Below are 13,936 nucleotides of genomic sequence, written 5' to 3' on the forward strand. Positions count from 1 at the left end.
CTGCGCCGCTCGCCGCGTTCGCGTAGGCGGAGGCCTGGTTCAGGCGGCACGACACCCGGCGCTGCCGCACCGTGGTTTGAAGGTGTTCCCGTCAGGAACCGGTCCGGCCGCATCTCCGGCCGGACCGTATCGTCAGTGGTTACGCCCGCGCCGTCGCACTCTGGAGCGAAGCGGTTACCGTCAGGAACGGGTCCGGGGGCAGGTCCGGGTCGGGGTTGCCGCCGGGGTCCCGGGGGTGGGGGTGGTCCGGGTCGGTCCTGGTCGAGGTGGTGCCCGGGGGCGGGTTGGTCTCGGTGAAGGGGAGGCCGTTGGGCCAGTGGGGTGGTTCCCAGTCCTGTTGTTCGCTGGCGTAGTGCCGGCCGGTGGGTGATGTCCAGCCGGGTGGGCCGGTGGTGGTGGCCGGGGTGGGGGTCCAGGCGGTGGTGTGTTTGAGGTAGTGGTGTTTGTGGCAGGGCTGGCCCAGGTTGCTGATCCCGGTGGTGCCGCCGTCGGCCCAGGCCAGGAGGTGGTCCGCGTCGTTGTCCAGTGACGGGTTGTTACAGCCCGGGAACGGGCATTTCCCGTCCCGCAGCCGCAGCCATTGCCGCATTGCTGTGGGGAGCCGGTAGCTGGTCCGGCCGATCTCCAGCGGCGCCCCGTCGCGCGGGTCGGTCAGGACCCGGTAGAACGACCCGGCCCCCTCGGCGACCAGCCGCCGGGCCATCGAGGGCGGGATCGGCCCGTACCCGTCCAGCATCGCCGGCTCTTCACTCACACCCAGCAACGACAGCACCGGGACGGTGACCAGGACCTGCGCCCGCGGAACCGGCACACCCCCGGACAAGCCAACGCCCACACCTGTTGCTCCGCCTGTTGCCCCGCGGCTGGTGTTGGTGGGGGGGAGGTTGTTGGTCAGGAGCAGGGTCGCGGCGATGTCGGCGCGGAGCTGGGTGAGGGTCCGGGTCTCGGCCGGGCCCTGCAGCGCCCGGGCCGCCGTGGTGGTCCGTTCCCAGATCCCGGCCGCGGTGTCCGCGGGCAGGTACGCGCGCAGCCAGGCCATGCCGTCCCGGTCCGGTTCGAACTCGAGCCGCCGGTCACAGGCGCTTCCCGTGTGGCGTGTTTCGATGCTGACCGGGTGGTGGCGTTCGCGCCAGGTGCGCGCTTTCGCCCGGAACCGGCCCGGCACGAGTTCCCCGGCCGGGCAGCCGCGGGCCGGGGCCGGTGCGTCCGGGTCCAGGAAATGCGCTTCCAGCGCCGCCGCGCCGGCCGCATCCAGGTTCGCGGCCTCATCGACCATGACCCGGGCGTGCTGCCACGACAGCCCACCCGCACCCAGCGCCGCGAGGGTCAGCGGGAGCACCTCCGTCAGGGCCAGGGCATCGCAGATCAGCGCCCCGGCGGCGCGTTCACTGACCGTCAACACACAGGCGATTTCCGCGACCGTTGACATTTCCTGCACCGCAGCGTCCCGCAGGTTCGCCGCCGGCCGCGCCAGGGCCTGGGAGGAGCGCACGTATCCGGCGGTCAGCAAAGCCTTCAACGCCGCGAGCCGGGACTCACACCGGGCGACCTCCGCCAACCCGTCCAGGCACGCATCCGCCACCTCACGCAACGGATCAACACCGCGGAGCCCGCCCAGACCAGCCGAATCACCGCCCGCCCCGACGCCCTCCAGCAACGCAGCCAACACGGCAGAAGACGCCGCGACAGCCGCCGCCGCACCAATCTCCGCACTCAAAGCCACCCCGCTGCTCATACCCAAAGCCTAGATGCGGGCACCGACAATTTAGGTGAGATAGTCGCACTTGACATGGTTACATGGCCGGTCGGAGCAGTGGTGGCGGTCGGAGCACCGGACACGGCAACGCCAGCTGCCGCCCCGGCCGCCGCCCCGCAAACCGGGTAATCACAGTCGCATCCGCTCTATGGAAGGTTCGCCAGGCTGCTTCAACGTACACCCAGCGCGCAGGCAGGCCAGGCTCCGGTCGGAGAGACGTTGCGGGGTCCGCAGTCGCCCAAAACGACAGATTCAAAGTCGCCGGACAGCCCCGTGCCGGGCCGCGTCAACAACCAGCCTGGCGTGAACCGGTAGCTCCTGGCAGTGCTTCGGCGACGCAGGTTCGGCGACGCCATCGCTGTAAGAACTCATCCGCTAGAGCACGTCGACGCCGTCAAGCCGCAACTGCACGGGATCGTCGGTGCGCCTCGCGGCGGCCGCGGCCTTGACCGCACGCATCGCTTTGGTGGCGTCGGTGGCCTGGGCATACGGGATGAACAGCAGGGTGCGGACGTCCTCGCCGCCGCGCCGCTCTGCAACCGCCGCCGGCGCCCCGGCCACGGAGCCGCCGGCGCCCGGCAACGGCGCGGGCCCAGCCGACCGCAGCACAATGCCTTGCTTCGCCAGTGCCTGCTCGACCGCCTGGGTAAAGTGCCCGACGGCGGTCCTGCCGCCCGTGACGGACGCGATCCGGACGGCTGGGGGCAGCGACAACTCCTGCCGGAGTGCCAGCTCGCGCCCGGCATACCCGGCGGGGTCCCACCGCAGCAGCGCGCCGACGCCGGCCGTGTCCTCCGCGGTGATGACCACCAGGCCGCCCTCGGCCGCGGGACGGACCAGGGCGGCCGCATTGAACCAGCGCCGCACGGCGTCCTCGCCCGCCCGGAGGTTCTCGCGGCGCAGCAGCGAGTCGCCGTCGAGCAGCAGCGCGGCCGCGTACCCGCCCGCCGCGACCGGTTCGGCGCCGACCGTCGCGACCACGAGCGCCTTTGAGTCCGGGACCGAGGCCAACACGCGGTCGCCGGAGGAAGTGACGACGGGTTTGCCCGGAAACGCCCGGCCCAGTTCCTCGGCCGTCCGCAGTGCCCCGGTGGCGCCCCGCCGGAGCCGGACCCCGTTGCAGTGCACACAGTGCCAGTCAGGGGCGGCCGCGGAGCACCAGCGGCACACAGGCACCGCGGCGCTGCCGCCGGGCCCGGCGACGGCCAGCGGGCCGTTGCAGGCGGTGCAGCGCGCCGCTTCGCGGCAGCGTTCGCAGGCCAGGGACGGCGCGTACCCTGCGCGGGCGACCTGGACGAGGACGGGACCGCGTTCCAGGCCTTCCTTCGCGGCGCGCCATGCGGCCCCCGGCAACCGCGCGATCCGCGCCAGCGGATCGCGCTCCTGCTCGAAACTGTCCGCGGTGTTGAGCACGCGCGGGACGCTGCGGCGCATCACGGCGCGCTGCGCTTCGACCGGCCGGGCCCAGCCGGACTCCACCAGCCGCTGCGTCTCCGTGCTGCGGCTGTGTCCGGCGAGCAGGCAGGCAGCCCCCTCGTGCGCCGCCCGGAGCAGCAGGACCTCCCGGGCGTGGGCGTACGGTGAACGCTGCTCGATGTGCAGATCGTCGCCGTCGTCCCAGCACACCACCAGCCCCAGCTTCTGTACCGGGGCGTAGGCGGCCGAGCGGGTGCCCACGGCGACCCCTGCGGCACCGCTGAGCACCCGCAGGAAGCTGCGGTACCGCGGGGTCTGGCCGTCGTCGGCGGTGAGCCGGGCCACGTCGCCGGCCGGCAATAGTTCCAGCAGGGCCGCCTCCACCCGGTCCAGGTCACGGTAGTCCGGAACGACGACGACGGCGCCGCGGCCGGAGCGGCGGACGGCCGCTACGGCTTCGGCGACCATCCGGGGCCAGCTGCCGGGTCCGAAACCCTGCAACACGCTCAGTACGGCACGCGGCGATTCGCCCGCGCCCAGATGCTGCAGGAAGGCCGGGCCGTTGTGGTAATCCGCCCAGCCGGACGTCGGAGCGACGGGCAGCGCGGGCATGCCGGCAGGAGCGCCGGGCTGGCCGCCCGGCTCGCCTTCGGCGCCGCCGGCGCCGCCGGCGACGGGTGCGAACATGGCCGGGTCGAGCCGGCCTGCCGGCGCGAACTCCTTTTCCATTTTGGCCATGCGTGGCGGGACGGCGACGCGCAGGACGTCGCTGACGGTTCCGGCGTACCGGGCCGCGACTCGCCGGGCCAGTTCGGCCACGGCTGGTGTGAGCACCGGAACCGGCGACACGACCTTGTACAGCGGGACCAAGGGGTGGCCGGCGTCGGACGCCGCCGTGCGCTCGAGCAGGAACCCGCCGAGTTCCTGGCCGCTGAATTTCACCTTGACCCGGACGCCGGGACGGGCCGCCACATCGAGGTCCGCCGGCACACTGTAGTCGAACGGCCGGTCCAGGTGCGGGAGGGACGACTCCAACAGCACCCGTGCCACCGGCAACTCGGCGGCAAGGGCCGGCCCGGCGGCAGCTGCGGAGGCGGGAAAACCCTGCAGCAGGGAGAGCTGGAGCGGCTCGTCGGGCGCGGCGGCGCCGTTACGGGCTGGGGTCACGGTGATCGCCTCCTTCAGCAGCTGGTCAGGTTTAACAAAGGCAACGCCACTTCAGCTGGCAGCCGCCTTAAAGACTGTAGCCAGGCCGCCGGTCGGCGGCCTGGCTACAGCACATCACAGAGCTGTGACATTCAAGGCATAAGACGTTCAGCGGAGGGGCCGGTTCCTAGGCGTTAAAGAAGGCCTTCAGTTCGTCCACCCGGTCCAGGCGTTCCCAGGTGAAGTCCGGCTCCTCGCGGCCGAAGTGGCCGTGTGCGGCTGTCTTGGCGTAGATCGGGCGCTTGAGGTCGAGTGCGTCAATGATGGCGCGCGGGCGCAGGTCGAAGATCTCGGCGATCGCGTCGCTGATCCGGGCCGGGTCGACGGTTTCGGTGCCGAACGTTTCCACGTAGGTCCCCACGGGGCGGGCCTGGCCGATCGCGTAGGCGATCTGGATTTCGGCGCGCTTCGCGAGGCCTGCGGCCACGACGTTCTTCGCTACCCAGCGCATCGCGTAGGCGGCCGAACGGTCCACCTTGGACGGATCCTTGCCGGAGAAGGCGCCGCCGCCGTGCCGGGCCATCCCGCCGTAGGTGTCGACGATGATCTTGCGGCCGGTCAGGCCGGCGTCACCCACGGGGCCGCCGATCACGAACGCGCCGGCCGGGTTGAGGATGTTGCGTGACCGGGAGGTGTCCAGGTTGGACAGCGCCATGACCGGATTGACGACGTGCTCGGCCAGGTCGGCGCGGAGCTGGTCGAGGCTGGCGCCTTCGGCGTGCTGGCTCGAGATCACGACGGTCTCGACCGAGACCGGGCGGTCGCCGTCGTAGCCGACGGTGACCTGCGTCTTGCCGTCCGGGCGCAGGTAGCCGAGCTGGCCGGACTTGCGGACCTCGGTGAGGCGCTCGGAGAGACGGTGCGCCAGCCAGATCGGGACCGGCATATACGAGGGGGTCTCGTCGCTGGCGTAGCCGAACATGATGCCCTGGTCGCCGGCGCCCTGGAGGTCGTAGTCGTCTTCCTGGCGGCCTTCGCGCGCTTCGAGGGAGTTGAAGACTCCTCCGGCGATGTCGTTGGACTGCTGGCCGATGGAGACGGAGACGCCGCAGCGGGCGCCGTCGAAACCGTTCGCGGAAGAGTCGTAGCCGATCCCGAGGATGGTCTCGCGGACAATCTGCGGGATTTCCACGTAGGCGTCCGTGGTGACTTCGCCAGCCACGTGGACCAGGCCGGTGGTGGCCAGGGTCTCGACGGCGACGCGGGACTCCGGGTCCTTGGCCAGCAGGGCGTCGAGGATCGCATCGCTGATCTGGTCGCAGATCTTGTCGGGGTGTCCTTCGGTCACCGACTCGGACGTGAAGAGCCGGAGCGAGGCGGGCGTGGACCCGTGGAAGTCTGGGATGTGCAGCGGTAAAGTCACTCAACTACCTTACTGGTTGGGAAACGGGCGTCCTGCGGCGTGTGTCCCCCGGCGAAGGAGACCTTGATTACGCCAGCGCTCAAGCGGGCGGAACAACCCGGTTCAACTCGGCGCTGATGCGGTCAATGACGGCAGCCGCGACGTCGGATTTGGAACCCGACGCCTCTTGGGGTTCGGAGCCGGAGCGCGCAAGGATGACTACGGCGTTGCTGTCCTGGCCAAAGACCTGGTCCTGCCCCACCTGGTTGACCACCAGCAGGTCGCAGGCCTTGCGGCGCAGCTTGGCCGCGGCGTACTCCAGAACGTCGCCGTCGGCGTCGCCGGTCTCGGCCGCGAAGCCAACAATGAGCTGGTTCCGGGAGGCGGCGTCACGGATCTCGACGAGTTCGCGCAGGATGTCGGGATTGCGGACCAGGGAAATCACCGGGTCGGCGACGTCGTCGCGCTTCTTGATTTTGGTCCCGGACACGTCGGCCGGACGGAAGTCGGCCACGGCGGCGGCCATGATGACGACGTCGGAATCGGCTGCGGCGTGCAGCGCCGCCTTGCGCAGTTCCAGCGCGGTCTCGACCTGCACCACCTCGACGCCGGTGGGCGCCGGAACGTCCATATGCGCTGCCAGCAGCCGGACCCTGGCGCCGGCCTCGCGGGCCGCAATGGCCAGCGCCACGCCCTGCTTGCCGGAGGACCGGTTGCCCAGGAAACGGACCGGGTCCAGGGGTTCGCGGGTGCCGCCGGCGCTGATGGTCACGGTGAGGCCGGCCAGCGGCCGGTGGGCGGCCGCAGCCGAAAGGTCCGCGTCCGGCGCCGGCAGGTCGGGGGTGTTCGGCACCGCGGGAGCGCCGGCCAGCGCCAGGGCGGCGGCGAAAATCGCTTCGGGTTCGGGCAGCCGGCCCGGACCGGAGTCCGCGCCGGTCAACCGCCCGGTAGCGGGTTCCAGCACCGTGACGCCGCGGCTGCGCAGCGTTTCCACGTTGGCCTGGGTCGCCGGGTGGCGCCACATTTCGGTGTGCATCGCCGGGGCCATCAGCACCGGGCCGCCGGCCATCAGCAGCGTGTTGGTCAGCAGGTCGTTGGCCTGGCCGGTGGCGGCACGGGCCAGCAGGTCCGCCGTGGCCGGGGCCACCACCATCAGGTCCGCCTCATGGCCGAGCCGGACGTGGTTGACGGTGTGCACCTCGTCGAAGACGCTGTTGCTGACCGGGTGCCCCGAGAGGGCTTCCCAGGTGGCCACACCGACGAACCGGGTGGCGGCGTCGGTGGGAATGACGGTGACGTCATGGCCGGCTTCAGTAAAAAGCCGGAGGAGCGATGCCACCTTGTAGGCGGCAATCCCTCCCCCGACTCCGAGGACTATGCGCACGTGACCTCCGTCAGGCAGCAGAGTTATTACTCTGCGGCGGCTTCGATCGGCGTGGAAACGAGCTTGCCTTCGTTGATTTCGCGCAGCGCGATGGAAAGCGACTTTTCGTTCAGCTTGGTGTCGACCAGCGGGCCGACATACTCGAACAGGCCCTCGTGCAGCTGGGCGTAGTAAGCGTTGATCTGCCGGGCGCGCTTGGCACCGAAAATCACCAGTCCGTACTTCGAATCGGCAGCCTTCAGCAGCTCGTCGATCGGCGGGTTGATGATGCCTTCAAGGTTCGTGGACACGAATTCTCCAAATTCTAACGGGCCAATCCGACCCTGCGGTTTAGTGCGGGTGCGGCGTTAGCCCCATGAGTGAAACAAGCTCATCCGCTGCCCGACGTACGTCATCGTTGATGACTGTGTGATCGAACTCCGGTTCAGCGGCTAGTTCTACTTTACCGGTTTCCAGCCGTCGTTGCTGTTCCTCGGCAGATTCCGTGCCGCGGCCCACCAGACGGCGCACCAATTCTTCCCAGCTTGGCGGGGCGAGGAAGACGAACTGCGCGTCCGGAACGGCCTGCTTCACCTGGCGTGCGCCCTGCAGATCGATTTCCAAAAGTACCGAGCGGCCCTCTGCAATTGCCGCGTCTACTGTGCTCTTAAGGGTGCCGTAAGTGTTCTGCCCATGAACAACAGCCCATTCCAACAGTTCCCCTGCTGAAATGAGGGCGTCAAACTCTTCCTTGGATTTGAAGTAGTAGTGCACCCCATCGATCTCACCAGGCCGCGGCGGGCGGGTGGTTGCCGACACCGAAAGCCAGACTTCGGGATAGTTGTCCCGAATGTAGGTGGACACGGTGCCTTTGCCGACAGCCGTCGGACCGGCGAGGACTGTCAGTCCCGGTTTCTTGCTCACGTATTCCTTTGGGCGGTGGTGGAAGCTCGGCGCGCCGGGCTATTTCTTGTCTATAAAATCTACCAGCGACCGGCGTTGGTGGACTCCAAGTCCACGCACCCGCCGGGAGGCGGCAATTCCGAGCCGCTCCATGATGGCCGCGGCCCGCACGTGCCCGATGCCCGGCAGCGCCTCCAGCAGCTCGACCACCCGCATCCGGGCGATCGCCTCATCCGTCTCCCCCGCGCTGAGTAGCTCCGCGATGGACAGCTTCCCCGCCTTCAGCTTCTCCTTGGCCCCGGCACGGGCCACCCGGGCCGCGGCGGCCTTGTGCAGGGCGTCGGCACGTTCCTGCGGCGTGAGGGGTCGCAAGCTCACTGAGGTCCTCCCTGCGTAGCTGTCCTGAACCTACCGTCTGGAGCCGCCGGAAATCAATGGACCTGTTCCGGCGCGGTGCCGGCAGGCGCCAGGGGCTACGCTGCGCGGAGGTCGTCCAGCGTGCGCCGGGCGGCCTCGCGCAGGGCGGCCGGCTGCGGTCCGGCAGCCAGGATGTCCCGGCTTGAGGTTCCAAGCACCTGGCCGTAGGCATCGCCGAAGGTGCGCCGCAGATCCGCCGCCGTGGCTCCCTGTGCCCCCAGGCCAGGTGCGAGGATCGGGCCGCGGACCGCCGCGAGGTCCAGGTCCAGGTCGGTCAGCGCGGTGCCGACGGTCGCGCCGACGACGAGGCCGACGGAACCGAGGTCCCCGGCATATCGTGCGTTCTCCGCGGCGGCGGCCCGGACAATCCGCCGGGCGACGGAGTCAGCCCCGCCGACGTGCTGCACGGAGGCACCCTCGGGGTTGGAGGTGAGGGCCAGGACGAAGACACCGCGTCCGGACTGCGCCGCGAGGTCCAGGGCCGGCCGGAGCGATTCGAAGCCGAGGTACGGGCTCAGTGTGACCGAGTCCGCGGCCAGCGCCGAGCCGTCGCGCAGCCACGCGTCGGCGTAGGCGGCCATGGTGGAGCCGATGTCTCCACGTTTGGCGTCGGCGATGCTGAGCACGCCGGCCTCGGCGGATGCCGCGAGGGTGCGTTCCAGCACGGCCATGCCGGCCGAGCCGTGGCGCTCATAGAGCGCCACCTGCGGCTTCACCGCGGCAGCGAGCGACCCCACGGCCTCCAGCACGGTAAGCGAGAAGCGCTCCAGCCCGGCGACGTCGTCGTCCAGGCCCCAGCGCTGCAGCAGCGACGGATGCGGGTCGATGCCGACGCAGAGCGGGCCCCGCGCCGCCATGGCGCGGCCCAGCCGGGAGCCGAACGACTCCCGGCCGGCCGTTTCAGCGGTGGCTGCCTCAGGCATGCTGGGACACCGTGTTCGCGGGCGCAGCCTGCGTGGCCCGTTCCTGGGCGACGCGCTTCTGCGACTCCGCGAGGGCCGCTGCGTGCTCCTGCAGGCTGGTGACGGACCACTCGTAGGTCCGCATCGCTTCGATGGCCTGGACGGCGGCGTTGAACTCGGCCACCGTGGTGATGCACGGAATGCCGATCGACGTGGCTGCGGCACGGATTTCGTAGCCGTCACCGCGGGCTTCGCCGCCGGAGGGGGTGTTGAAGACCATGTCGATCTCGCCGGCGACGATCAGGTCCGCGATGGTGCCCTCGCCCTCGGCGCTGGAGCCCTCGGCGACCTTGCGGACCGTGGTGGCCTGCAGGCCGTTGCGACGCAGCACGTCGGCGGTGCCGCCGGTGGAGACGATCTCGAAGCCGAGGTCCGAGAGGCGCTTGACGGCCATGATGACGGCGCGCTTGTCCCGGTTGGCGACGGAAACGAACACCTTGCCCTCGGTGGGCAGCGCGTTGTTGGCCGCGGCCTGGCTCTTGGCGAACGCCGTGTCGAAGTGCTTGTCGATGCCCATGACCTCGCCGGTGGAGCGCATTTCCGGGCCGAGCAGGGAGTCCACGACCTTGCCCTCCAGCGTGCGGAAGCGGCTGAACGGCAGCACCGCTTCCTTGACCGCCACAGGGGCGTCCAGCGGCAGCGTCGAACCGTCGCCGGACTCGGGCAGCATCTTGTAGGCGGTGCGGAGCTGGTTAATGGTGACGCCGGTGCCGATCAGGGCCGCGGCCTTGGCCATCTGCACGCCTGTGGCCTTGGAGACAAACGGTACGGTGCGGGAGGCGCGGGGGTTGGCTTCGAGCACGTAGAGCACGTCGGACGCGAGGGCGAACTGGATGTTGATCAGGCCGCGGACGCCGACGCCTTCGGCGATGGCCCGGGTGGCGGTCCGGACCCGGTCGATCACGTTGTTGCCCAGGGTGATGGGCGGCAGCACGCAGGCGGAGTCACCAGAGTGGATTCCGGCTTCCTCGATGTGCTCCATGATGCCGCCGAGGTACATGTCCTTGCCGTCGTAGAGGGCGTCGACGTCGATCTCGACGGCGTCCTCGAGGAAGCGGTCGATCAGTACCGGGTGGTCCGGGGTGATTTCGGTGGCGTTGGCGATGTAGCGGGAGAGGTTCGGCTCGTCGTAGACGATCTCCATGCCGCGGCCGCCGAGCACGTAGGAGGGGCGGACCAGGACCGGGTAGCCGATTTCGTCGGCGATCTTCTTGGCGTCCTCGAAGGAGACGGCGGTGCCGTTCTTCGGGGAGATCAGCCCGGCCTCGTCCAGCACCCGGGAGAAGGCGCCGCGGTGCTCGGCCAGGTCGATGGCCTCCGGGGAGGTGCCGAGGATCGGCACGCCGGCGTCGGCGAGCTGCTGGGCGAGCTTGAGCGGGGTCTGGCCGCCGAGCTGGACGAACACGCCCATCACGCCGCCGGTGCGCTCTTCAGCCGCGATGACCTCGAGGACGTCCTCAAGGGTGAGCGGCTCGAAGTAGAGCCGGGTGGAGACGTCATAGTCGGTGGAGACGGTCTCCGGGTTGCAGTTGACCATCACGGTTTCGTAGCCGGCCTTGCGCAGCGCCATCGAGGCGTGCACGCAGGAGTAGTCGAACTCGATGCCCTGGCCGATCCGGTTCGGCCCGGAGCCGAGGATGATGATGGACGGCTTGGCGTGCAGCGCCACCTCGTCCTCCTCGTCGTAGGACGAGTAGTGGTACGGCGTGTACGCGGCGAATTCGGCGGCGCAGGTGTCCACGGTCTTGTAGACCGGGCGGATGCCCAGCGCCTGCCGGACGCCGCGGACGACGTCCTCGGAGTTGTGCGTCAGCGCGCCGATCTGCGCGTCGGAGAAGCCGTGCCGCTTGGCGCGCTGCAGCATCTCCTGGGTCAGGGCGGTGGAGTGCCGGATTTCCTGCGAGATCTCGTTCAGCAGCTGGAGCTGGTCCAGGTACCAGGGGTCGATCTTGGAGGCCTCGAACAGCTGTTCCACGGTGGCGCCGCCGAGCAGCGCGCGCTGGACCTGGTGCAGGCGTTCGGTGCTGGGCCGCTTGGCCTTCTCGATCAGTTCCGGGACTTCCCATTCCGGGACCGGGCTGAAGTCCAGTTGGGAGCCCTTCTGTTCCAGCGACCGGAGCGCCTTCTGCAGCGCCTCGGTGAAGTTCCGGCCCATGGCCATGGCCTCGCCCACCGACTTCATGGTGGTGGTCAGGGTGGAGTCCGCGGCGGGGAACTTCTCGAAGGCGAAGCGCGGGACCTTGACGACGACGTAGTCGAGGGTCGGCTCGAAGGAGGCCGGCGTCTTCTGCGTGATGTCGTTCGGGATCTCGTCCAGGGTGTAGCCGAGGGAGAGCTTCGTGGCGATTTTGGCGATCGCGAAGCCGGTGGCCTTGGACGCCAGGGCCGAGGAGCGGGAGACGCGGGGGTTCATCTCGATCACCACGACGCGGCCGGTGTCCGGCTCGACGGCGAACTGGATGTTGCAGCCGCCGGTGTCGACGCCGACTTCCCGGATGACCGCGATGGAAATATCGCGCAGCCGCTGGTATTCGCGGTCCGTCAGGGTCAGCGCCGGGGCAACGGTGATGGAGTCGCCCGTGTGGACGCCCACCGGGTCGAAGTTCTCGATGGAGCAGACCACCACGACGTTGTCGTTCTTGTCCCGCATCATTTCGAGTTCGTATTCCTTCCAGCCAAGGATGCTCTCTTCGAGCAGCACCTCGGACGTGGGGCTGTACTGCAGGCCCTGGCCGACGATCCGGCGCAGGTCCTCCTCGTTGTAGGCCAGGCCGGAGCCGAGGCCGCCCATCGTGAAGGAGGGCCGGACCACCATCGGGTAACCCAGGTCCTGGGCCGCGGTGAGGGCCTCGTCCATGGTGTGGATGATGTGGCTGCGCGCGGATTCGGCACCGCAGCGCTCCACCACGCCCTTGAACTTCTCGCGGTCCTCGCCGAGCTCGATCGCCGCAATGTTGGCGCCGATCAGCTCCACGTTGTACTTCTCCAGCACACCGTTCTTGTCCAAGGCGATCGCCGTGTTCAGTGCGGTCTGGCCGCCCAGGGTGGGCAGCAGCGCGTCGGGGCGTTCCTTGGCGATGATCTTCTCGACGACCTCGGGCGTGATCGGCTCGATGTAGGTGGCGTCGGCGAACTCCGGGTCGGTCATGATCGTGGCCGGGTTGGAGTTGACGAGGATGACGCGCAGGCCTTCCTCCTTGAGGACGCGCAGTGCCTGGGTGCCGGAGTAGTCGAATTCGGCCGCCTGGCCGATCACGATCGGGCCGGAACCGATGACCAGGACGCTCTTAAGGTCAGTTCTCTTGGGCATTACTTCTTGTCCTCAGTCTTGGAGTCGGTGGCAGTCTTGGTGTCAGCGTTCCTGGTGTCCGCCATCAGCTCGATGAAGCGGTCGAAGAGGTACGCGGCGTCGTGCGGGCCGGAGGCCGCTTCGGGGTGGTACTGGACCGAGAAGGCCGGAATGTCGAGGCAGGACAGGCCCTCGACGACGTCGTCGTTGAGGCTGATGTGGCTGACCTCGACGCGGCCGAAGCGCTCCTCCGGAGCCTGGGTGGCGCCGTCTAGCGGGGCGTCGACGGCGAAGCCGTGGTTTTGCGAGGTGATTTCAACCTTGCCGGTGCGGCGGTCCATCACGGGCTGGTTGATGCCGCGGTGGCCGTAGCGGAGCTTGTACGTGCCGAAGCCGAGGGCGCGGCCCAGGATCTGGTTGCCGAAGCAAATGCCGAAGTAGGGCAGCTTGGCGTCCAGCACGGAGCGCAGCAGGTTCACCTGGCTGTCGGCGGTGGCGGGGTCGCCGGGACCGTTGGACATGAAGACGCCGTCCGGGTTGACGGCCTTGATGTCATTGAGGGTGGCGGTGGCCGGCAGCACGTGCACCCGGACGCCGCGCTCGGCGAAGCGGATCGGGGTCATCCGCTTGATGCCAAGATCGATCGCGGCGATGCTGAACCGCGGTTCGCCTTCCCAGCCCCAGTCTGCGGGTTCGACGGTGTACGCCTCGTCGACGCTGACTTCCTCAGCAAGCCGGGAGCCTTCCATCGGCGCGCTGGCCAGCACGGCGTCCACGAGTTCCTTGTCCGTGGCGCCGGCGGCGTCGCCGGAGAAGATCCCGGCGCGCATGGTTTTGTGTTCGCGCAGGTGCCGGGTGATGGCGCGGGTGTCGACGCCTTGGATGCCGACAACTCCCTGGTCGGTCAGCTCCTCGTCCAGGCTGCGTTCCGAACGCCAGTTGGACGCACGTCGCGCGGCGTCGCGGACGATGTAGCCGGCCACCCAGATGCGGCGGGATTCGGCGTCGTCGTGGTTCACGCCGGTGTTGCCGATGTGCGGCGCGGTCTGCACCACGAGCTGCCGGGCGTAGGACGGGTCGGTGATGGTTTCCTGGTAACCGGTCATGCCGGTCGCGAAGACCGCCTCGCCCAGCGCGGTACCGGTGGCGCCGTAGCTGCGGCCGCGGAAGATCCGGCCGTCCTCGAGGACGAGCACGGCGGGGGCGGAGGCTGCTGCTGCAGCGGGTGCAGAGTCGTTTGCTGTCACTGTTTCTTCAATCACTGTTTGTTCTGACACTTCTG

General features: G+C 69.3%; 10 protein-coding genes. All 10 read right to left on the minus strand.

Features of this window, described 5'->3' with window-relative positions; translation table 11 throughout:
* Positions 1 to 139: 139 nt before the first annotated feature.
* Positions 140 to 1,735 (minus strand): HNH endonuclease signature motif containing protein, encoded by a 1,596-nt coding sequence (locus tag ACUYM2_RS09680; RefSeq protein WP_481599869.1) that lies wholly within the window; start codon positions 1,733 to 1,735, stop codon positions 140 to 142.
* A gap of 396 nt (positions 1,736 to 2,131) precedes the next feature.
* Entirely contained in the window at positions 2,132 to 4,339 is a 2,208-nt protein-coding gene (locus tag ACUYM2_RS09685) for a primosomal protein N' (RefSeq protein ID WP_481599870.1), read from the minus strand.
* Between the two features lie 166 nt (positions 4,340 to 4,505).
* Positions 4,506 to 5,741 (minus strand): methionine adenosyltransferase, encoded by a 1,236-nt coding sequence (metK, locus tag ACUYM2_RS09690; protein ID WP_481599871.1) that lies wholly within the window; start codon positions 5,739 to 5,741, stop codon positions 4,506 to 4,508.
* A gap of 79 nt (positions 5,742 to 5,820) precedes the next feature.
* Positions 5,821 to 7,104 carry a bifunctional phosphopantothenoylcysteine decarboxylase/phosphopantothenate synthase gene (locus tag ACUYM2_RS09695; RefSeq protein WP_481599872.1) on the minus strand — a complete coding sequence of 428 codons (1,284 nt, stop codon included), beginning with the start codon at positions 7,102 to 7,104 and terminating at the stop codon, positions 5,821 to 5,823.
* 26 nt (positions 7,105 to 7,130) lie between these two features.
* The gene (gene rpoZ, locus ACUYM2_RS09700) at positions 7,131 to 7,394 is read right to left on the minus strand and encodes a DNA-directed RNA polymerase subunit omega (protein WP_138769242.1); all 264 of its coding nucleotides are present in this window, start codon (positions 7,392 to 7,394) and stop codon (positions 7,131 to 7,133) included.
* A 40-nt stretch (positions 7,395 to 7,434) separates the two neighbouring features.
* On the minus strand, positions 7,435 to 8,007 hold the full coding sequence (gmk, locus tag ACUYM2_RS09705) for a guanylate kinase (RefSeq protein ID WP_481599873.1): 573 nt from the start codon (positions 8,005 to 8,007) through the stop codon (positions 7,435 to 7,437).
* 39 nt (positions 8,008 to 8,046) lie between these two features.
* Positions 8,047 to 8,364 carry an integration host factor, actinobacterial type gene (gene mihF, locus ACUYM2_RS09710; protein WP_481599874.1) on the minus strand — a complete coding sequence of 106 codons (318 nt, stop codon included), beginning with the start codon at positions 8,362 to 8,364 and terminating at the stop codon, positions 8,047 to 8,049.
* Between the two features lie 95 nt (positions 8,365 to 8,459).
* Positions 8,460 to 9,326 (minus strand): orotidine-5'-phosphate decarboxylase, encoded by an 867-nt coding sequence (gene pyrF / locus ACUYM2_RS09715; protein WP_481599875.1) that lies wholly within the window; start codon positions 9,324 to 9,326, stop codon positions 8,460 to 8,462.
* Entirely contained in the window at positions 9,319 to 12,675 is a 3,357-nt protein-coding gene (gene carB / locus ACUYM2_RS09720) for a carbamoyl-phosphate synthase large subunit (RefSeq protein ID WP_481599876.1), read from the minus strand. The genes pyrF and carB overlap by 8 nt, the downstream gene beginning before the upstream one ends.
* A complete protein-coding gene (gene carA, locus ACUYM2_RS09725) occupies positions 12,675 to 13,901 on the minus strand; it encodes a glutamine-hydrolyzing carbamoyl-phosphate synthase small subunit (RefSeq protein WP_481601458.1) in 1,227 nt (408 codons plus the stop codon). The genes carB and carA overlap by 1 nt, the downstream gene beginning before the upstream one ends.
* Between the last annotated feature and the right edge of the window lie 35 nt (positions 13,902 to 13,936).

This window comes from Arthrobacter sp. SD1074B (assembly GCF_056780195.1).